This window comes from Aquimarina amphilecti, from assembly GCF_900109375.1.
GTDB classification, from domain to species: Bacteria; Bacteroidota; Bacteroidia; order Flavobacteriales; family Flavobacteriaceae; genus Aquimarina; species Aquimarina amphilecti.
In genome coordinates this window covers 28,506-49,250 of sequence record NZ_FOAB01000009.1, presented here as the reverse complement: position 1 = coordinate 49,250, position 20,745 = coordinate 28,506, and the positions used below count along the sequence as shown (strand labels likewise).

Sequence of the window (20,745 nt, the reverse complement as noted above, 5' to 3'; positions counted from 1 at the left end):
ATCGATTAAAACTACACAACAAGTTTGTTAGGTAATTAACAGGATTCAAAAAGAAAATGTTGATAAGTTAACACCAGAAAGCGTTTTTAACTACGTTCCGGAATGATTTTTTCCTACAAAAAGTACCTTAGAAATTCTATCTATTTACTCCTTGTTTATTAATCCAATTGATGTATTGCTTTTTATTTCTATTGTGTTGAGCCATCGTTTTAGCAAACTTATGATATCCAAAGTTTTCTACATTAGCCACAAAGAAGTAGTACTCATGATTTTCATAATTAAGAACTGCATCAATAGAAGAAATATCTGGCATAGTAATAGGACCTGGAGGTAAGGTGCTATACTTATAAGTATTATAAGGACTGTCTAACTCTAAATCTTTATAAAGCACTCTTTTAATAACCATATCCCAATCATCTCTATGTTTCTTTAAAGCGAATATAACCGTAGGGTCTGCATCCAGTTTCCATCCATTCTTATGCCTATTCATATATACTCCCGCAACTCTTGGTCGCTCATCAACCTTAGCTGTTTCCTTTTGAACAATAGAAGCGATGGTAGTAACCTCATTAAAAGTCAAACCAATTTTCTTTGCTTTACTCTTTCTATTATCATTCCAAAATCGGTTATACTCTTTCAACATTCGACTCCTAAACTGCTCAGCAGATGTATTCCAAAAAAACTCATACTTATTCGGAACATACATTGCTAGTGCATTATCAATTGTAAAGCCTTGTTCAACTATAAAATCTGCATCTTTAAAAGCTTTTAATAAAGACAAACTATCAGCCTCTATCTGTTGCGCAACTCTACCCGCTAGGTTTTCCAATCTTTCTTGATTATTAAAACTTAATTGAATAGGTCTATTTTTACTTCGTAGTAAATCTACAAGTTCATTATTGTTTAATCCCTTTTTAAGAATATACCTTCCTGCTTTCACTTTATTAGTATACCCTTTTTTGGCAGCTATTTTATCAAAACTGGAAGGATCTTTTAATAAAGGATGTATAATCTTTCTAAATTCTGGATACGTTGTTCCTGAAGATATAAACAGTGTAGTTGTTTCTGAATCAAAATTAGTGTTTGGAGAAAAAACTGCCTGATACACGTAATATGCAAACAATCCACCACCTATCAAACCAATTAAGGCTATTATTAATAATATTCTTTTAATGTACATATATATGCTGATATAATAATTCATCCTTGTACTTGCCAGCAACAAGGTTCCATTCTTTTTTTATTCCAATGTTTACAAACCCTTCTTTCTCGAACAACTGAATACTTGCTAAATTATCCTCGGCAATATTAGCATATAATTGGTGTAACCTTAGATGTGTTTTACCATAGTTCTTTATAAGTTTCAAGGCTTCTTTTCCATACCCTTTACCACGATACTCTTCTTCTGCAATAAGAATACCTACTCCTGCCCTATTATGCGTAGGACTAAAATCGAATAAGTCAATCAACCCTAATGTTGCATCATCATACGAACAGATAACGAGACGCAACTGTTTCGCATCATAAATATCTTGATGAGCATTCTCTAAGTATTGTTTGATCAAAAATCTAGAATAAGGAGTTTGCGTTGTACTCATCTCCCATATTCGCTCATCATTTTCAATTAGATAAACAAAATCCAAATCTTCGGGTTCCAATGCTCTGAGATAAATATGTTCACCCTTTAGCGTTAACATGTAATCTCTCCTTTAAAAACCTGTTCTGCTGGACCTATAAGAAATATATCCTCATAACCACTTTCGGTTTCTTTAAAAGTCACTTTTAACGATCCTCCAGGAGTCTTAACACTAACTTCTTCTTTATCTGTCATCTTTGTCTTATGCATAGACAATGCTACAGCAGTCACTCCAGTACCACATGATAAGGTCTCATCTTCCACCCCTCTTTCATATGTACGAACGGAAAACAAACCATCTGATTCTTTCTCTACAAAATTAACATTACTTCCTTTATCAAAATAAGGAGCTCCATTTCTAATTTCACGACCAACATTAGTTACATCGAAAGAAACCAAATTATTCACCATAGTTACATGATGCGGAGAACCGGTATCCAGAAACAAATGGGAATCGTACTGCTCAATCTTCGAAACATTCTGCATTTGTAAATGAACTAAACCATTTTTAATTTCAGCCTTATGTTTTCCGTCGATAGCTGTAAAAACAGCCGTATTATCAATTACCCCAAGAAACGCAGCAAAAGCTACAAGACATCTTCCTCCATTACCACACATAGTACTCTCATTACCATCTGCATTAAAATACACCATAGTAAAATCATCATCTTCATTTTGCGGAAGCTCCAACAACATCAAACCATCAGCTCCTATCCCAAATTTTCTGTCACAAAGTCTTGCGAATAATTTGGTATTATTTTTGGACAAAGTTGATTTTCTATTATCAATGATTACGAAATCATTACCAGTACCTTGATATTTATAAAAAGTAAGGTTCATTATTTATTCAATTATAAAGAGCAAAGGTACAAAGAAAGTAAACATATAATCGTTGTTAATGGTGCGTTAAATATCTAAAAAAAATATACTATAGTTGTAATTTTAATAGTTATTAAGAGTCTATATTATAGTACTAGTCAAATTAAACGAAAAAAGAAAAGAAGATGAAAAGATTTTTTAGCTTATTGGTTGTAGCTATTTTAGCAGGAGTAATGACATTAGGAGCATATAAAATGTTTCTCGAACCTGAAGCGGTTGTTGTTACCAAAAATGAGACCACACAAAAAACAAATTTAATCCCAACAGCGTATACTGCAACTAACATAAATACAGCAGGTACCAATGTTGATTTTACTGTAGCTGCAGAAAAAACAGTAAATGCCGTTGTTCATGTTAAACAATATGGAATTTCCAAGACACCAAGGAATCTGATGGAATACTTTAGAAATGGAGGAACTACTGAAAGAAAGATTCAAGGTGCTGGATCTGGAGTTATTATTACAGAAGATGGATACATAGTTACAAATAATCACGTGATAGATGGAGCTACTGACTTAGAAGTTACATTAAATAATAACAAATCGTATAAGGCCGAAATTATAGGTACTGCACCTCAATCAGATATTGCTTTAATTAAAATCGATTCTGATGAAAAACTATCTTACATACCGTTTGGAAATTCAAACTCAGCAAAAATTGGTGAGTGGGTTTTAGCAGTTGGTAATCCTTTTAATCTTACATCTACGGTTACTGCCGGAATAATCAGTGCTAAATCAAGAGATTTAAATGAATACGATGGTAATTTTCAATCATTTATACAAACAGACGCAGCTATCAATCCTGGAAATAGCGGTGGAGCATTAGTGAATATCCGTGGAGAATTAATAGGAATAAATACCGCAATTACATCACAAACAGGAAGTTATGTTGGGTATGCTTTTGCTGTACCTTCTAACAATGCTCGAAAAATTGTTGAAGACATACTAGAGTTCGGAGATGTACAAAGAGGAATATTAGGCATAAATGGTGATAACCTGACCAAACAAGTAATGGAGAAATATGATATCGATGAAACTCAAGGTGTTGTGATTACTAATGTTGGAGAAGATAGTGGAGCTAAAAAAGCTGGATTAAAAGAGGGTGATGTTATTAAAGAAATAGATGGATTGAGAATAAAGAAATTTGCAGACCTAACAGGTTATGTAAATAGCAAAAGCCCTAATGACATTATTAATGTAAAAATAATAAGAGAAGATAGAGAACTTAATTTACCTGTTACGCTATCTAAATATGTTATCCAAAGATATAATATTGAAGATGTGGGTGTAGAAGTGGCTAATCCAAATCCTGAGTATTTGAAAAAATTTAACTTAGATCATGGAGTAATAATCAGCAAAGCACTAAGCCCAAAAATGCAACGATACAACTTAGAAGGTTTAATCATAAGTGAAATCGATAGCAAAAAGGTAAAAAATGTATTACAAGTAAAACAAATTATAGAAAGTAAATATCCTGAAGACGATATCACTATTAGTTTAATTGATCGTGATGGTGAAAAAAGAGAATTTGTTTTCCAAAACTAAGTCAGAGACTAGATAAAATGAATGATCCCATTACTCTTTGTGAGTAATGGGATTTTTTTATTCAAAAAGCTTTACGAAAACGTTTGAAATTCATACTTTTGCGCGAAATTTCAAGATTGTAAAACACAACACATTATGAGTTCTAACGAAGTTTATGAGAAAGAACTTGCCTTTCAGGCAGACAGACGCCGTGCAACGGTAGCATTTATTAAAACTGTGAGCGACCTTTGGTACGATAATTCAATTGAATTAGTGCTATTTCGCAACCAATTAATTGATAAAAATGTAAGCGAGATTCTTAATTTACATGAATACGCTGGTGAGTTTGTTCAAAAACCAATTTCGATTTTTGATTCTGTAGAAATCGCGCAAGCTATTAAATTAATGGACTTGCCTCCTGCAAAGTTAGATATTGGTAAACTTACTTATGAGTATCACCTTGCTGGTAATGAGTATGATTCTGCAACTAGTTTTGTAATGAACAAACTAAAGGATGCTAAAAAATTCAAAAATATATCTCCAAAAGATGTAGTGCTTTATGGTTTTGGACGAATTGGGCGTTTAGTTGCTAGAGAACTTATGACTATTACTGGAAAAGGAAGTCAATTAAGATTAAGAGCTATTGTAACTAGAGGATCTATTACAGAAGAAGTTTTAGAAAAAAGAGCTTCTTTATTAAGAAATGATTCGGTTCACGGAGAATTTGCTGGATTGGTAGAAACAGATATAGCAAACAGTTCTCTAATCATAAATGGTACTACAGTAAAAATTATTAGTGCTAATAATCCAGAAGACATTGACTACACTTCTTATGGAATAGACAATGCCTTATTAATTGACAATACAGGAGTATTTAGAGATAAGGAAGCTTTAAGCAGACACTTAATCGCAAAAGGAATTGATAAAGTATTACTTACTGCCCCAGGTAAAGGAGTTCCAAATATTGTTCACGGAGTAAATCACAAAGAACACAATCCAGACAAAGTAAATATATTCTCTGCCGCTTCTTGTACTACCAATGCAATTACACCAATTTTACAAGCAGTAGACGAAAGTTTTGGAGTAATCAATGGACATTTAGAAACCATCCATGCATATACTAATGACCAAAATTTGGTAGATAATATGCATAAAAAATATAGAAGAGGACGCGCGGCAGCATTAAACATGGTTATTACGGAAACTGGAGCTGGAAAAGCAGTTTCTAAAGCATTGCCAAGTTTTGAAGGTAAATTAACTTCTAATGCTATTCGAGTACCAGTACCTAATGGATCCCTAGCAATTCTTAATCTTAATTTAGAAAAAAACACTTCTAAAGAAAGTATGAATGCTATTATCAAAAAATATGCTTTAGAAGGCAACCTTGTTGAGCAAATTAAATACTCTTTAGACAATGAATTGGTTTCAAGTGATATTGTTGGGTCATCAGCACCTTCAATATACGACAGCAACGCAACGATTGTAGATGCTAAAGGTAACAATGCAGTTCTTTATGTTTGGTATGACAACGAATATGGTTATAGCCATCAAGTAATCAGATTATCAAAATACATAGCAAAAGTAAGACGTTTTACATATTACTAGTAACTCCTCTTATTATATAAATATTAAAGTCGTTATTTTAAATAGCGACTTTTTTATTGCAGTAAACTCAATGAAGATGATTGGTCAAAAAAAACAAAAGTTTTCGTAAATTTCAAAACAATAAGAATTACCAGTAATTATACACCCTTTTAAATCTTTTAAATTATCTACAATATCGTATATTTATTACCGTTACAATTAATTAAAGATTAACGTAAAAAAAGAATGAAATCTTGAGCACTATAACGTCAACTTTATTAAGCAAGTAAAATGAAGTTCAACTAATATAATCAAGGTTTTAATCAACCATTAAAAAATAATTAAAACTCACACATGAAATTACCAAAGTACCTATTAGTTTTCATAGCTCTATTCCCCATCTTTGAAACCATTCAGGCACAAGAAGACAACCTTACTGCAGAACAAGCATTACAGAATGAAAACATTAAGACTCAATTTGATGTAGTAATTAAAAAATCTGGAAGATATCAAGAATATAAAGTTGTAAAACGTGTTTGGTTAGATAAACTAAAAGGAAATACAATTGATTCTATTAAAACATTAGAGTCTAAATTAAACAGTTCTAATCAAAAAATCACCGAACAACTAGCTTCTATTTCTAACCTCGAAGCTTCTCTTGCAAAGACAAATGAAAACCTTACATCGGTCACCGAAGAAAAAGACAGTATGACTTTTTTAGGCATCCCATTCACAAAAGGTAGTTACAAAACTATGATGTGGGCTATTGTTGGAGGGCTTATAGCTCTTCTTGCTTTCTTTGTTTTTAGATTTAAAAATAGTAATTCTGTTACTGTACAAGCTAAAAAAGCTTTAGCAGAAACAGAAGCTGAGTTTGAAGAGCATAGACGTAGAGCTTTAGAAAGAGAACAAAAGGTTATGCGCAAACTTCAAGACGAAATTAACAAACAACGTAAAACCGGAGCTAAGTAGTCGAAATCTCTGGATTTTACCATATTTGTTTTGCATCTTTGCAATCCTAACAACGACAAATGCGAATAGATATAATAACGGTTGTACCTGATCTTCTTAAAAGTCCTTTTGAAGCTTCAATTATGAAACGATCAATAGAAAAGGGATTAGTAGATGTACAACTACATAACCTTAGAGATTATACGACTGACAACTATAAACAAGTTGATGATTATCAATTTGGTGGTGGTGCCGGAATGGTAATGATGGTAGAACCTATTGACAAATGTATTTCTAAACTAAAAGCTGAAAGAACATATGACGAAGTCATTTATATGACTCCAGATGGAGATACACTAAACCAAGGAATAGCCAATCAATTATCTCTAAAAGGAAACATAATTATCCTATGCGGTCATTATAAAGGTGTAGACCAGAGAGTTAGAGAACATTTTATCACGAAAGAAATATCCATTGGTGACTATGTATTATCTGGAGGAGAATTAGGAGCTTTAATTTTATGTGATTCAATCATCAGGCTAATACCAGGAGTTTTAGGTAACGAAACTTCTGCTTTAACAGATTCATTTCAGGATGACCTATTAGCGCCTCCTATATACACAAGACCTGCAGATTATAAAGGATGGAAAGTTCCAGAAGTACTTACATCAGGAAATTTTCCTAAAATTGAAGCTTGGAGAGAAGAACAAGCATATCAAAGAACTAAAGAAAGAAGACCAGATTTATTAGATGATTAAACGCCGTTTATTAAACTCTAGTTTACCAATAAGATATACGAACCAAACACAAATCTTATCTTATTGATAAATAAGCATATAAACTGCAATCATCTTTACCAACAATAATACTAAAAATACTTGCAAATAATTAAATATTAGTTATTTTTGCACCCTGATTGAAATAACCTCTGGCGAAAATCGTGAATGTTGCTTTGACACAAAACAAGTAAACTACTTCAAAAATGGAAGATTTAGTAAAATTCGTACAAGACGAGTTTGTTACAAGAAAAGAATTACCTGAATTCGCAGCAGGTGATACAATTACAGTATATTACGAAATTAAAGAAGGAAACAAAACACGTACTCAGTTTTTTAGAGGTGTTGTAATCCAAAGAAGAGGTTCTGGTTCAAGTGAAACTTTTACTATCAGAAAAATGTCTGGTACAGTAGGTGTAGAACGTATTTTCCCAGTTAATTTACCTGCACTACAGAAAATTGAAATTAACAAAAGAGGTAAAGTACGTAGAGCACGTATCTTTTACTTTAGAGAACTTACAGGTAAGAAAGCTCGTATTAAAGAAAAAAGAAGCTAATTCTTATAGCACATATAATAAAAAAGGTTGTCATATGGCAACCTTTTTTTTATGAACAAAAGTTAACAACACAGGTTCATAACCAGTTGATAACTAAAACCATACATGAAATCGATCTCTCAGTTCTTTTTTCTTATCTTTAGGATATAGAAAGAATATAGAGCAAAAAGATGACACAAGGATTCCTATATGTATTTTTTCTAAACTCGTTCTTTGAACATTTTACATAAACCATCTTAAGATTGGGATAAATATAAAACGAAAGTTATTTTTTTGAGTACATCGTTGAAATCACTTTAAGGATTCTCTTTAAAATCATTTCAGAATGAAATTTAAAAGAAAAAATTAAGTTTTGACACCTTTTTAATTTTAAGTGGCATTAGACTATTCGGATGAGAAACTAAAAAATTACATAAGTAATTTAGATACAACAGCGTTCGCAATAGTCACCAGAGTAGTATTTTAATTTATTATTGTATTTTCTTTCATAAATTAAAACTGCTCAAAATAGAAATAACAGTTTTGGTATAAGTTAACGAAAGTTATTATTTAATAGCGGGTAAAACAGCTGACAAGATTATTGTTTCTAAACAAAAGCCATGTCAAGATATTCGTATTATGATATGGCTTTTTATTTTTCAAATTATTCTCAAATTGGATTACTTTTTTTACGACTACTGTTTTTTACGCCCTTTCTTTTTCAAAGATTTCTAATTCACTCTCTTTAACTCAAAACTAACAATCTACCGGTTGCATTTGCTACCCTATATTTGTATCTTCGCGCTCGGAAAATCTTACAGCGAATAATATTTTTATAACACCTAGTGTTCCTCAAATATTTTAAGAAAGGTAAATATTATTTGTCCAAGAAAAATTAAACGACTAATTGTTTCCTTAATAGATAGTATAATACATAAGGTATTAAACCTAAAGGCTAAATAAATACCTTATTTAAAATCAAAAAATATGGGAATTGAATCCTCAAAAATTGTTTACACTAAAACTGATGAAGCACCTGCGTTAGCTACCTATTCTTTTTTGCCTATTGTAAAAAAGTTTACAAAAGCTGCAAATATAGAAGTTGAAACTAAGGACATATCCCTTGCGGCAAGAATTCTATCCGTTTTTCCGGAAAACCTTTCGGATAAGCAAAAACAGGTAAATGCATTAGCGGAACTCGGTGAATTAGCTTTAAAGCCAGAAGCAAACATTATTAAGCTTCCTAATATTAGTGCATCAGTTCCTCAATTAAAAGCTGCTATAGCAGAGCTACAATTGCAAGGTTTCAATATTCCTAATTATCCTGAAGAGCCAGAAAATGATGCCGAGAAGGAAATAAAAAGTAAGTACGATAAAATTAAAGGAAGTGCTGTAAATCCAGTATTAAGAGAAGGTAATTCTGATCGTAGAGCTCCTAAACCTGTAAAACAATATGCACGAAAGAATCCACATTCTATGGGAGCATGGAATGGTGATTCTAAAACACATGTATCAACCATGTCTAGTGGTGATTTTCGTTCTAATGAAAAATCAATTACAATTTCTGAAGCTGGAGATGTAAAAATTGAATTTGTTGATGATAATGGTACTACAACGGTATTAAAAGAAAAGACGGCACTACTTACAGGGGAAATAATTGATGCTACTGTAATGAGTAAAAAAGCATTGATTTCTTTTCTAGAAGAACAAATTGCAGACGCTAAAGATAAGAATGTTTTGTTTTCATTACACATGAAAGCAACGATGATGAAGGTATCGGATCCTATTATTTTTGGTCATGCTGTAGAAGTATTCTTTAAAGATGTCTTCGAAAAGCATAGTGAAACTCTTGAAGGAATAGGTGTTGAAGTAAACAATGGTTTTGGAGATCTTGTTAACAAACTAAAGAAAATACCAGATGCAACTAAAAAAGCTGAAATAGAAGCTGATATCAAAGCTTGTTATGAGAATGGTCCTCAATTAGCGATGGTAAACTCTGATCAAGGGATTACCAATCTTCATGTACCAAGTGATGTTATTATTGATGCCTCTATGCCCGCTATGATTCGTAATTCAGGTCAAATGTGGGATGCAAAAGGTAATACTCAAGACACGAAAGCTGTGATTCCTGATAGTAGCTATGCAGGAATATATCAAGAAACAATCGATTTCTGTAAAAAACATGGCGCTTTTGATCCAACGACTATGGGAACAGTTCCTAATGTTGGTTTAATGGCTAAAAAAGCTGAAGAGTATGGTTCTCACGATAAAACTTTCGAAATTAAAGGTACCGGTACTGTTCGTGTAATAGACGCAACCGGAACTGTTTTAATAGAACACACTGTAGAGCAAGGAGATATCTGGAGAATGTGTCAAACTAAAGATGCTCCTGTAAAAGATTGGGTTAAATTAGCTGTAAGCAGAGCTCGTGCAACAAATACTCCTGCAATATTCTGGTTGGATAAGACGAGAGCTCACGATGCTAGCTTGATAAAAAAAGTAAATACTTACTTACCAGAACATAATACCGAAGGATTAGATATAAGAATTATGTCTCCGGTAGAAGCTACAAAGTTCTCGTTAGAAAGAATAAAAGAAGGTAAAGACACTATTTCAGTAACAGGAAATGTATTACGTGATTATAACACGGACCTCTTCCCTATTTTAGAATTAGGAACTAGCGCAAAAATGCTTTCTATTGTTCCATTAATGAATGGTGGTGGATTATTTGAAACCGGTGCGGGTGGTTCTGCTCCAAAACACGTACAACAGTTTAATAAAGAAGGTCACTTACGTTGGGATTCTCTTGGTGAGTTTTTAGCGCTAGCTGTTTCTTTAGAGCATTTAGGAGAAGTTAACAATAATCCAAAATCTCTTATAATTGCAGAAGCCTTAGACAAAGCGACAGAAGAATTTTTAGAGAATAAAAAATCTCCATCAAGAAAAGTGAATGAACTTGATAACAGAGGGAGTCACTTCTATCTTGCTTTGTATTGGGCGCAAGCACTTGCTGAGCAAACAAAAGATAAAGATTTACAAGAAGAATTCTCTTCTATCGCAAAAGAATTAGGAGAAAATGAAACAACAATAATCACAGAATTAAATGATGCTCAAGGGAGCGCAGTAGATATGGGTGGTTATTATTGGCCTGATGTTACTAAAGTTGCTAATGCAATGAGACCTAGTGAAACACTAAATAAAATCATAGGATAATAATAATTTATTATTATCATTTAAAAAAACCTGTAAAACATATTGTTTTACAGGTTTTTTTATGGTTTTACATAAAAAAAGTAAATCATATGCAACCCTTTACTTTTTGTGTTGTCAATAGTAATAACTAGAAAAGAAAAGTAACTTTAAAGAAACTTACAATCAACCATAATTAATTGAAAACTAATATTCTTTATACACATAAAGATCTAATAGAAAAAAGTAAATCTGGTGATCGCAATTCTCAGTATAAGCTATATGAGTTATACGTAGATGCTATGTATAATGTAAGCATGAGAATATTAGGTATTAGAGAAGATGCTGAAGATATTATTCAAGATAGTTTTGTTGATGCCTTTAAAAACCTAACCTCTTTCAGATATGAAAGTACGTTCGGTTCCTGGTTAAAAAGGATAGTGATTAATAAAAGTATTAATCACTTAAAAGTAAAAAAAATACCAATTACACCATTAGACCAACATGAATATCATATTAGTGAAGAAATTATAGAATCTATTAACACCAGTGATATAGACAAAATAAAAAAAGGAATTACAAAATTACCAAGTGGATATAAGCAGATTATTAATCTGTACTTAATAGAAGGGTATGATCACATTGAGATTTCAGAGATACTAGAGATTTCTAGTTCTACATCTAAATCACAATATCATAGAGCAAAGAAAAAACTGATTGAGATTGTAAACACATTAGAATAAGATGGATGATTTTGAAAAAAACATAAAAGAAAACAAGCTTCTATTTGATGAATATAAAGCTGACAAAGCAAAGCTTTGGGAGCGTATTGAATCAGAGCTCGATATTACGCCGCAAATTAAAAAGGTAAAGACTATAAAACTATGGAAGTCTCCTTATGCAAAAATAGCTGCGAGTATTCTTATAATTTTTGGAGCGTTTTCTTTAATTAATTTATTTATGGGTTCAACAAATAATTTAACTGAACAACATATAGCAATGAATCAAGAGTTACAAGATATTGACACTTATTATAAAGGACTTGTTTCATTTCAGGTAGAATTGGTAAAAAAGAACGCTAAACTCACAGAAGATGATAAAGAAGATTTCCTCTCTTTTATGGATGAACTCGATCAAGAATATCTATTGCTAAAGGAAGAAATGACTGCTAATCTAAATAATGAGTATATCCTAGAAGCCATAGTTCAGAATTATAAAAAAAGAATTGAATTAATAGAGAATCTTTTGGAACAAATTAAAGATTCGAGAAAATCCGATGAAAATGAAGGATATATTTTATAAAAAACTAATAATCTTAGTCTTGATACTTTTTACCGGACATTATACTAATGGTCAGGAAAAATTATCTAAATCAATACAAAAGATTTATGATTTTTCAAATGCCGGAGAACTACAATTAGAAAATAAATACGGGAACATTATCATCAACGGGTGGGATCAAAATAAAGCAAAAGTAACTATTGATATCACAGTCTCTAAAAAAGATAAAGATGATGCAAAAGATCTTTTAGGGCGTATACAGCCAATCTTAAATACTTCAGATGATTTCTTAAGTATATTTTTAAATATTGAAGAAAAAAGTGACAGCTTCTTTTCTAAAGTATTTAATCGCGTTAATCCATTCGATTTTGATAAAGGAAACATACAAATAGATTATCACATCTATCTTCCCGTAAATGCAGAAATTCAACTTACTAATAAATTTGGTGATATTATTATTAATGATTGGAATGGGAAATTAAAAACTAATTTACAACATGGTGATATGTGGATTAATAATGAAATTATGAACGCAAATATCGAACTGAAGTTTGGAAAACTACACACAAAATCCATTACCTATGGTAAAATTGAATTAAAAAACAGTGAATTTGACCACGAAACCTCTAAAAACCTCAGGGTAATAAGTAGTGGATCAACAATTACCATAAAACAAGTGGATAATCTAGAAATTTACTCCAGTAAAGACAAAGTTTCAATAGAGACTATCGATGAGATTAAAGGAGAACTTGAGTTTACTAATATCATCATTGAAAAATTAAAAAACACTATTAATCTCACAATGGATGTTGCTGACTTTAGAGTAGAGAAAATACTAAAGCAGAATGCAGATATTAATATCAATCAAAAATCCTCGGAAGTAAACATCAACATTTCAGAACTTAACTTTGATTTTAGTGCATCACTGGAGCAAGGGTTATTAAGAATACCTAAAACCTTTAAAAACATCAAAAACAAGGTGTTAGATAGCAAAAAAAGATTACGTGATATTCGAGCCACATATGGAATAGAAACAAACAAAGGAACGTTTCATATAACGGGTAGAAAAGGAGTAATTATACTAAAAGAATAATCAAAAATATTTTATCAATCCAATTATAAAACAAATCAATACTCATGAAAAAATCAATCAAATTCTTAATCATTTTTCTATTGATTAATATATACAATACGCATTCTCAAGAAGGAAGCGATGATAATTATATAGAGTTTAATGACCGTAAAAACATTGTTCACGGAGTTTACCTTGGTTTTAGTGCAAGTTATGGAGAAATTGATGGGGAAGATACAGGATTAATTGGTCTTAAACTGGCATATGTAGCTAATAGACAGTTCGAAGTAGGTTTTGGAATGAAAGGGTTTTACTCCCAACAAAACCTACCCGGAATATCAATTTCTAATAACGAAGATTTAATTGGAGGATATGCAGGAATGCACTTAGAACCCATATTCTTCAGTAAATCGAGAGTAAACCTATCATTTCCTTTACTAATTGGATTTGGTGGTGTAGGTTATATAGATGGTCAATTCAATGAAGATGAAGAATTCAATGAAGATGATTATGACTGGGATGCCGTTTTTGTTGCTGAACCAGGAATAAATCTACTATTTAATGTATCTAGATTTCTGCAATTAGAAGCAGGTGTGAAATATAGATTCTCAAGTAAATTTGATATCCACCCTAGTGGAATTGATCGAATAAATGGATTTTCTGCAGGAATAGGAGTAAAAGTTGGAGTTTTTAATCTGGGTAAAAACAGATATAAGAAAAAGGCTCCAAAAAACTAGAAATCAAAATAATAAAACTGAAAACATCTAACAAAAACAACCATTCAAAGTTTAAAAAAAATAGTTCAGATATAATTAGGCACAAAAATTGATACAATGATTTTATATAAGAAAGAAATGTTACCAAAGCCCCAAATGAAAACTAAAGTTATTCTAAGAACCAAAAAAATAGATACTAACTATGTATTTTCAGAAAACAACCAAGTATATCTTAAACGCAAATCAAGTATTAAACCCACAAATAGTAATACTTTATACACCGAAGAATGGTTTCCCATTAGTTTTTGCTGGAAATCTTAATTAGAAGCAACATATTGCAATATATTTATATACTCTAAATACGTAACATATTTTAGATTAGGGCGTCTATTCTATTAATGCTACTGAAAAAACTTTCTTTTGAAAAAACATCTCACTCACAATATATGGCTAGTACTACTATGTTTACTAGCTAATAGCGCCATAATAGGTCAAGAAAAATTTACGATCAATGGTACTATTTCAGAACAATCTAGTAACGAAACATTAATTGGTGTTAATGTGCTCTTTCCAGAAATGGGAAAAGGTGTAGTAACCAATGAATATGGATTTTATTCTATTACTTTACCAGAAGGCACTTATAAACTACAGATAAGTTACTTAGGTTTTAAAGACATTGTACAGGAAATTATACTTAATGAAGATAAAAAATTAAACTTTCAATTAACTGAGGCTTCAGAAATGTTAGACGAAGTTGTTATTACAGAGAATATTGAAAAAGTGGATATTAAAAATCCGCAGATGAGTCTTAATAAACTAACCGCTGGAACGATCAAACAAATTCCCGTAGTACTTGGTGAAGCAGATGTTATTAAATCTATTGTACTCTTACCGGGTGTAACTAGTGGTGGTGAAGGTGCATCAGGATTTAATGTTCGTGGCGGTGCGGCTGATCAAAACTTAATTTTATTAGATGAAGCCACTATTTTTAATTCATCACATTTATTTGGATTCTTTTCTGTTTTCAATCCGGATGCAATCAAAGATATTAAACTCTATAAGGGAGGAATTCCTGCAAAATATGGAGGACGTGTATCTTCTGTATTGGATATTTATCAAAAAGAAGGAAATAGCAAGGAATATCATATTAATGGTGGACTTGGACTCGTTTCCAGTAGGTTATTAGCAGAAGGCCCAATTGTAAAGAACAAAGGAGCTTTTCTTGTTGGAGGAAGAGCATCGTATGCTCATCTATTTTTGCCAATTGTAGATGATGGTAATGATAATGTCGCATACTTTTATGACCTCAACACTAAATTAAACTACAAAATCAATGAAAACAATAACATCTTTTTGTCAGGATATTTTGGTAGAGATGTTTTTTCTATAAGTGAAAGTTTTAGAAATACGTATGGAAACACAGTTTTAAATTTAAGATGGAATCATTTATTCTCAGATAAGTTATTCTCCAATTTATCCTTAATATACTCGGATTATTTTTACGGTTTAGAACTTGATTTTGTAGGTTTCGAATGGGATTCTGGTATTAGAAACTTTAATTTAAAGTACGACCTAAAGCATTATTTAAGTGATAATTTTCAACTTAACTATGGTATCAATAATATATACTATCGATTTAATCCTGGTGAGATAAAACCAAACAGAGAAGACTCTGGAATTATCAGAGATAAGTTAATTGATAAATACGCCAATGAATTAGGAGTATACATTGATGCAGAACACAAAATTTCCAATAAGCTATCATTACAATATGGTATACGACTTAGCAATTTTACTAGATTAGGTCAAGACGAATTAAATATTTATGAAAATGACAATCCTCTTTTATTCAATGAGGAATTACAGATTTATGAAGCTGCCAATCCAATTGGTACAGAAAGAATTAGTAGAAGTGCTCAAATCAAGAACTTCACTAATCTAGAACCAAGAGTAGCGTTAGCATATATTTTCAATGACAATACTTCTGTAAAAGCTAGTTATAATCGAATGGCTCAATACCTACATCTGTTATCTAACACTAGCTCCCCTACTCCTTTAGATGTATGGACGCCAAGTGGAAAATATGTAAAACCACAATTATTAAATCAATATGCGTTAGGGTTCTTTAAAAGTATTAAAGACGATGCATATTCGATCGAAACAGAAGTATTCTATAAAGACATTAAAAATAGAATAGATTATATTGACGGTGCTGAACTTATTGCTAACGATGCAATCGAACAAGAAATACTTAATGGAGAAGCAAGAGCATATGGTTTAGAACTTTTGATCAGAAAAAATGAAGGTAAGTTCAAAGGATGGCTAGCTTATACATTGTCTAAATCAGAACAACGCACACCTGGTAGAACTCCAACAGAGACAGGTATCAACAATGGGGAATGGTATAATACTCCTTTTGATAAAACCCACGATATTTCTTTTAATGGAAGTTATGAACTGAATAAAAAATGGAAATTTAATGCTAATTTTTTATTCCAAACTGGGCAACCTACTAATTATCCATCAGGACAATTTGAATTTCAAGGATTGGTAGTACCAATATATGATGGTTTAAGAAACGATCAACGTTTACCGTCTTATCACCGTATGGATGTTTCGGCTACATTGACTCCGCGAAAAAATAAAAACAGGAAGTGGCAAGGAGAATGGGTTTTTAGTATTTATAACCTATACAATCGTAGAAATGCCGCATCCATTGCCTTTAGCCAAAATACAGAAACACGAGTAAACGAAGCTGTAAGAACCTCTATATTTGGGATTGTTCCAGCTATCACCTATAATTTTAAATTTTAACACAATGAAAAAGCTATTATATATTATAATCGGACTTTCTATAATCACAAGTTGTGAAGATGTTATTGATGTTGATGTTCCTAATGGAGAACCAAAGTTAGTTATAGATGCTTCCTTTGAAATCTACCTAGATGAGACTCCAATAAATTCATTAGGTGGTGTAAGACTAACGTTATCAGCTCCTTTTTTTGATGATGATGTACCTAAAGTAAGTAATGCAACTGTATTTGTCACCAATCTCTCAGACAATTCTATTATTAATTTCATAGAATCATTAAACGAACCTGGATACTTTATTCCAGAAGATCCAAATATAATCCCTGAGTTTGATATTGATTATGAACTTACGGTGATTTATGATCAAGAAACCTATAAAGCTACAACTCAATTAATTCCTACTGTTGCAATTGATAATGTAGAGCAAGGCGATGGAACTTTATTTGATGGTGATGAAACTGAAGTAATTGTTTTCTTTACTGATGAAGGGACTAGGGAAGATTTCTATCTTTTTGATTTTGATTTTAACTTATACCTTCCTAGTGAAGATCGCTTCTATCAGGGAGAGTCTTTTAATTTTTCTTACTTCTATGAAGATATGGTTGGCGGGGAAGAAGTAACCATAAAAATTCTTGGAATTGACCAGCGATACTATAACTACTCTAATATATTAATTGAACAAAGTGAACAAGAAGGTGGAAACCCTTTCCAAACGCCTCCTGCGCAAATAAGAGGAAATATTATTAATACAACCAACCCGGACAATTACGCTTTGGGGTATTTTAATCTATCTGCAGCTAATCGTTTTCAGTTTACAATAGAAGAATAATCAGGAAAATCAGTATTTTTGAGGCATGAGTTTTACCAAAATAACCGAACAAGCTTCCAACTACAATCATCTAGAAAAGATGAATCTTTCTGAATTATTATCTAACATTAACAAGGAAGATAAAACAGTACCAAATGCTGTAGAAAAAGCTATCCCACAGATTGAACAATTAGTATCTCAGATTGTGGAAAAACTAAGAAACGGAGGAAGACTCTTTTATATGGGAGCTGGTACCAGTGGTCGATTGGGTGTCGTAGATGCGAGCGAGTGCCCTCCTACTTTTGGGGTCTCTTATGATCTGGTTATTGGTTTAATTGCTGGTGGAGATCCGGCTATCAGAAAAGCTGTAGAATTTGCAGAAGATAGTACGGAACAAGGATGGAAAGATCTAGAAGCACATAAAATCTCAGAAAAAGATGTTGTTATTGGTATTGCAGCATCAGGAACTACTCCTTATGTGATAGGAGCCCTAGAAAAATGTAATGCATCAAATATTATTACTGGTTGCATTACTTGTAATGAAGGAAGTCCTTTAGACAAGACAGCTCAATATCCAATTGTAGTAACTGTTGGTCCAGAATTTGTTACCGGAAGTTCCAGAATGAAAGCTGGAACTGCCCAAAAATTAGTGTTAAATATGATATCAACATCTACCATGATACAACTCGGAAAAGTGAAAGGGAATAAAATGGTAGATATGCAACTTAGTAATAATAAGCTAGTAGATCGTGGTACTCGAATGATTATGGATGAGCTAAAAATAGAAAGAACCTTGGCCGCTGAATTATTAGAAAAGTATGGAAGTGTCAGAAACGCAATAGATAATTATGGAGCCTAAAAGAACAGATAAAGAATTGTTAGGTAAAGGTATACAGCGTATGGCAATTGCGCTGATTTTTATGTTTATTAGTCCTGTAATTATACATTCTGCTTTTAAAAATCAAGATCATTCCTATTACTATCCCATATTAATTTTGGGATTAATCGGAGCTGCTTTTGCTATATTCATGGCATTTAGAGGGTTAAAAACAATAATGGATTCTATATTCGGAAAGAAATAGAATTCGGACAATACAATTTTAATTTCTTTGTAAATATTTACTAAATATCAGTGAGTATGCTATAGCTAGTAATCTCCCACAATTTTATTATCCTCAATTCTTTCTTTCAAATCATTAATATACCTTAATGCATTTTTGTTTTCATAATCTGTATAAGCTTTTGTAGCCCATTCGATAGCTTTGGTATAATCTCCTTTTATTTCATTATAAAAAGCCATATTAAAACAAGCTTGTCCTGCAATTTCTGGATCAGAGTTATTAGTTTCTTTTTCCCATAACTCAGCAGCTCCTTCCCATTGCCCTGTTTCTACTTTTCTTTTTGCAACTTCGAAATTTGGTGTTGCTTTTACATAATAATCTCTATATACATTATCCTTGTAGGGTAATAATCTCGATGCATAATCACTACCTATTTTCTGACTAATTTGCAAAACGGATTGTTTTCTATTCGTAGCAGCTTCAATTGCTTTTATTGGATTAATTCCTTTTCCTACAGATTTAGTCTTTTCATTAACAGATAATTGATCACTAATTTTTTTTCGAATAGGATCATATATCCTCCATCCGGTTTTTATCTTAGTATCTATGCTTACTTTGTGTTCTACAGCCGGAAGCTCTATTCCTAAAGGCCCCTCTATTTTCTTGTTCTCAACTGTGTATGAAGCTTTAGCATCTGTATCATATAAAGCTAAAGTAAAAACAGCATCTATATTATTAGTTTTACAAAGGTCATTAATTTGATCCCAGCTTATAGGTGAAGGAAAAATACCTCCTCCAGGGTTTTCTTTTAATGAATTAGACAATATAGTAACTTCAGTAAATCTAGGATTTTGAAGCAATGCTGTTTTTAATGCAATCATAGCTTGCCTAGCACCATCTTCATCAAGTTTAGCACCTTCTATAGATAATATTTTATCTACTTGGTCCAATCCTACATTTTCATCAGAAGGTATACTTCTATTAAGGATACCTATTTTTTTAACGGATGAATCCAATGTAACAATCGGAGGTTTTATAACTTCTGTCCTTAATGATTTTTTACTACCACAACCAACAGCAATAAGAACAACCATAGCAGAGACAAGAGTTTTATATGTGAATATGTTTTTCATTTTTATGTAAATTACTAGTTAGCTATATAACATCATTTTGAAATACAAAAATGAAAAGGATGGTTTTCCCCAAAACCACCCTTTCCCTAGAGATATTTGAATAAAAAAATTAATTAGTAGAAAATGCCCACGTATTTCCACTAATAGTTGCTCCAACAGCTAAATCTCCGTCTTCTACCGAAATACCAGTTGTAGATTGACCTGCAGAAGCAGATACAAAATTATCACTAGAACCAGCTAAGAAGACAAGTCCGCTAAGCGAGGGTACTCCATCACTAAAACTAATCGTATATGTATTACCAGATACTGCAACAGTAGCAGTACCACTCGTATTAATAGTTGGACCTGAACCATCACCAGGAGTATATACTAAATTACCTGTATAAGATGTTAGTACTTGTGTAGGAAGTGTAACAAATGCTTCGGCTGGTGTTCCATCATCATCACTACCACATGACGAAATAAATAAAACAGATAACACTAATACTACTTTACTTAAGTTTTTAAAAAAATTGTTTTGAGTTTTCATTGCTTTTAATTTTAAATAAATTATTAAACCTGAGGTAAACTTAATTTTATTCTCATCCAATAAAATTAAGCTGTGGACATTTGAAGAGATTTTGTTGACCAACAGTAAATCCTAAAGGAACATTGTTATCTCACTATAGACTTTATTCTAAGTGTTCAGTATAGTATTTAAAAACACATCATTATTTATTATCTATGAGATAATTACAAAGCATTTCTTTAAAACCACAAAATTTACTACAAACGTCCTGCTTTAGTAAC

Annotated in this window: 19 protein-coding genes; 14 read left to right on the top strand and 5 right to left on the bottom strand. The window is 31.9% G+C overall.

Annotated features, from left to right (window positions below; genetic code table 11):
- Nucleotides 1-136 precede the first annotated feature (136 nt).
- The 3 genes from mltG to dapF are packed head-to-tail and all read right to left on the bottom strand — an operon-like array spanning nt 137 to nt 2,476.
- Nucleotides 137-1,180 (bottom strand): endolytic transglycosylase MltG, encoded by a 1,044-nt coding sequence (gene mltG / locus BMY33_RS20345; RefSeq protein ID WP_091412164.1) that lies wholly within the window; start codon nt 1,178-1,180, stop codon nt 137-139.
- On the bottom strand, nt 1,170-1,697 hold the full coding sequence (locus BMY33_RS20340) for a GNAT family N-acetyltransferase (RefSeq protein WP_091411952.1): 528 nt from the start codon (nt 1,695-1,697) through the stop codon (nt 1,170-1,172). The genes mltG and BMY33_RS20340 overlap by 11 nt, the downstream gene beginning before the upstream one ends.
- A complete protein-coding gene (gene dapF, locus BMY33_RS20335; protein ID WP_091411950.1) occupies nt 1,691-2,476 on the bottom strand; it encodes a diaminopimelate epimerase in 786 nt (261 codons plus the stop codon). Before dapF ends, BMY33_RS20340 begins: the two co-directional genes overlap by 7 nt.
- A gap of 164 nt (nt 2,477-2,640) precedes the next feature.
- Here dapF and BMY33_RS20330 point away from each other — a divergent pair, with 164 nt between their 5' ends.
- The 14 genes from BMY33_RS20330 to BMY33_RS20260 all read left to right on the top strand — a co-directional run bounded on the left by BMY33_RS20330 (nt 2,641) and on the right by BMY33_RS20260 (nt 18,844).
- Nucleotides 2,641-4,059, top strand: a complete 1,419-nt coding sequence (locus BMY33_RS20330) for a trypsin-like peptidase domain-containing protein (protein WP_091411948.1) — start codon at nt 2,641-2,643, stop codon at nt 4,057-4,059.
- A 135-nt stretch (nt 4,060-4,194) separates the two neighbouring features.
- Complete coding sequence (locus tag BMY33_RS20325; protein ID WP_091411947.1) at nt 4,195-5,643, top strand: glyceraldehyde-3-phosphate dehydrogenase; 1,449 nt, start codon at nt 4,195-4,197, stop codon at nt 5,641-5,643.
- A gap of 333 nt (nt 5,644-5,976) precedes the next feature.
- On the top strand, nt 5,977-6,594 hold the full coding sequence (locus BMY33_RS20320) for a hypothetical protein (RefSeq protein ID WP_091411945.1): 618 nt from the start codon (nt 5,977-5,979) through the stop codon (nt 6,592-6,594).
- Nucleotides 6,595-6,653: 59 nt separating this feature from the next.
- Nucleotides 6,654-7,331 (top strand): tRNA (guanosine(37)-N1)-methyltransferase TrmD, encoded by a 678-nt coding sequence (gene trmD, locus BMY33_RS20315; protein ID WP_091411944.1) that lies wholly within the window; start codon nt 6,654-6,656, stop codon nt 7,329-7,331.
- Nucleotides 7,332-7,555: 224 nt separating this feature from the next.
- Nucleotides 7,556-7,906: a 50S ribosomal protein L19 gene (rplS, locus tag BMY33_RS20310; RefSeq protein ID WP_091411942.1), complete on the top strand. Its 351-nt coding sequence runs from the start codon at nt 7,556-7,558 to the stop codon at nt 7,904-7,906.
- 966 nt (nt 7,907-8,872) lie between these two features.
- Nucleotides 8,873-11,098, top strand: coding sequence for an NADP-dependent isocitrate dehydrogenase (locus tag BMY33_RS20305; protein WP_091411941.1), 2,226 nt, complete (start codon nt 8,873-8,875; stop codon nt 11,096-11,098).
- 176 nt (nt 11,099-11,274) lie between these two features.
- Nucleotides 11,275-11,817, top strand: a complete 543-nt coding sequence (locus BMY33_RS20300; RefSeq protein ID WP_244543062.1) for an RNA polymerase sigma factor — start codon at nt 11,275-11,277, stop codon at nt 11,815-11,817.
- Nucleotide 11,818: 1 nt separating this feature from the next.
- A complete protein-coding gene (locus tag BMY33_RS20295) occupies nt 11,819-12,376 on the top strand; it encodes a hypothetical protein (protein WP_091411939.1) in 558 nt (185 codons plus the stop codon).
- Entirely contained in the window at nt 12,357-13,448 is a 1,092-nt protein-coding gene (locus tag BMY33_RS20290) for a DUF4097 domain-containing protein (RefSeq protein WP_139195710.1), read from the top strand. Before BMY33_RS20295 ends, BMY33_RS20290 begins: the two co-directional genes overlap by 20 nt.
- 44 nt (nt 13,449-13,492) lie before the next feature.
- Nucleotides 13,493-14,164: a hypothetical protein gene (locus tag BMY33_RS20285; protein ID WP_091411935.1), complete on the top strand. Its 672-nt coding sequence runs from the start codon at nt 13,493-13,495 to the stop codon at nt 14,162-14,164.
- A gap of 423 nt (nt 14,165-14,587) precedes the next feature.
- Entirely contained in the window at nt 14,588-16,957 is a 2,370-nt protein-coding gene (locus BMY33_RS20275; protein WP_244543067.1) for a TonB-dependent receptor, read from the top strand.
- Nucleotides 16,958-16,961: 4 nt separating this feature from the next.
- Nucleotides 16,962-17,783 carry a DUF4249 family protein gene (locus BMY33_RS20270; protein ID WP_091412160.1) on the top strand — a complete coding sequence of 274 codons (822 nt, stop codon included), beginning with the start codon at nt 16,962-16,964 and terminating at the stop codon, nt 17,781-17,783.
- A gap of 25 nt (nt 17,784-17,808) precedes the next feature.
- The gene (gene murQ, locus BMY33_RS20265; RefSeq protein WP_091411931.1) at nt 17,809-18,621 is read left to right on the top strand and encodes an N-acetylmuramic acid 6-phosphate etherase; all 813 of its coding nucleotides are present in this window, start codon (nt 17,809-17,811) and stop codon (nt 18,619-18,621) included.
- Entirely contained in the window at nt 18,611-18,844 is a 234-nt protein-coding gene (locus BMY33_RS20260) for a DUF6095 family protein (RefSeq protein ID WP_091411930.1), read from the top strand. Before murQ ends, BMY33_RS20260 begins: the two co-directional genes overlap by 11 nt.
- Nucleotides 18,845-18,909: 65 nt before the next feature.
- On the opposite strand, the gene BMY33_RS20255 is transcribed toward BMY33_RS20260, so the two are convergent.
- Entirely contained in the window at nt 18,910-19,956 is a 1,047-nt protein-coding gene (locus BMY33_RS20255; RefSeq protein ID WP_139195709.1) for a DUF6340 family protein, read from the bottom strand.
- 109 nt (nt 19,957-20,065) lie between these two features.
- Nucleotides 20,066-20,485 (bottom strand): hypothetical protein, encoded by a 420-nt coding sequence (locus tag BMY33_RS20250; RefSeq protein WP_139195708.1) that lies wholly within the window; start codon nt 20,483-20,485, stop codon nt 20,066-20,068.
- Nucleotides 20,486-20,745: the final 260 nt, after the last annotated feature.

Coding starts and splice junctions, on each gene's coding strand:
- mltG (WP_091412164.1), bottom strand. CDS start 1,180: ATGTACATTAAAAGAATATTATTAATAATAGCCTTAATTGGTTTGATA.
- BMY33_RS20340 (WP_091411952.1), bottom strand. CDS start 1,697: ATGTTAACGCTAAAGGGTGAACATATTTATCTCAGAGCATTGGAACCC.
- dapF (WP_091411950.1), bottom strand. CDS start 2,476: ATGAACCTTACTTTTTATAAATATCAAGGTACTGGTAATGATTTCGTA.
- BMY33_RS20330 (WP_091411948.1), top strand. CDS start 2,641: ATGAAAAGATTTTTTAGCTTATTGGTTGTAGCTATTTTAGCAGGAGTA.
- BMY33_RS20325 (WP_091411947.1), top strand. CDS start 4,195: ATGAGTTCTAACGAAGTTTATGAGAAAGAACTTGCCTTTCAGGCAGAC.
- BMY33_RS20320 (WP_091411945.1), top strand. CDS start 5,977: ATGAAATTACCAAAGTACCTATTAGTTTTCATAGCTCTATTCCCCATC.
- trmD (WP_091411944.1), top strand. CDS start 6,654: ATGCGAATAGATATAATAACGGTTGTACCTGATCTTCTTAAAAGTCCT.
- rplS (WP_091411942.1), top strand. CDS start 7,556: ATGGAAGATTTAGTAAAATTCGTACAAGACGAGTTTGTTACAAGAAAA.
- BMY33_RS20305 (WP_091411941.1), top strand. CDS start 8,873: ATGGGAATTGAATCCTCAAAAATTGTTTACACTAAAACTGATGAAGCA.
- BMY33_RS20295 (WP_091411939.1), top strand. CDS start 11,819: ATGGATGATTTTGAAAAAAACATAAAAGAAAACAAGCTTCTATTTGAT.
- BMY33_RS20290 (WP_139195710.1), top strand. CDS start 12,357: ATGAAGGATATATTTTATAAAAAACTAATAATCTTAGTCTTGATACTT.
- BMY33_RS20285 (WP_091411935.1), top strand. CDS start 13,493: ATGAAAAAATCAATCAAATTCTTAATCATTTTTCTATTGATTAATATA.
- BMY33_RS20270 (WP_091412160.1), top strand. CDS start 16,962: ATGAAAAAGCTATTATATATTATAATCGGACTTTCTATAATCACAAGT.
- murQ (WP_091411931.1), top strand. CDS start 17,809: ATGAGTTTTACCAAAATAACCGAACAAGCTTCCAACTACAATCATCTA.
- BMY33_RS20260 (WP_091411930.1), top strand. CDS start 18,611: ATGGAGCCTAAAAGAACAGATAAAGAATTGTTAGGTAAAGGTATACAG.
- BMY33_RS20255 (WP_139195709.1), bottom strand. CDS start 19,956: ATGAAAAACATATTCACATATAAAACTCTTGTCTCTGCTATGGTTGTT.
- BMY33_RS20250 (WP_139195708.1), bottom strand. CDS start 20,485: ATGAAAACTCAAAACAATTTTTTTAAAAACTTAAGTAAAGTAGTATTA.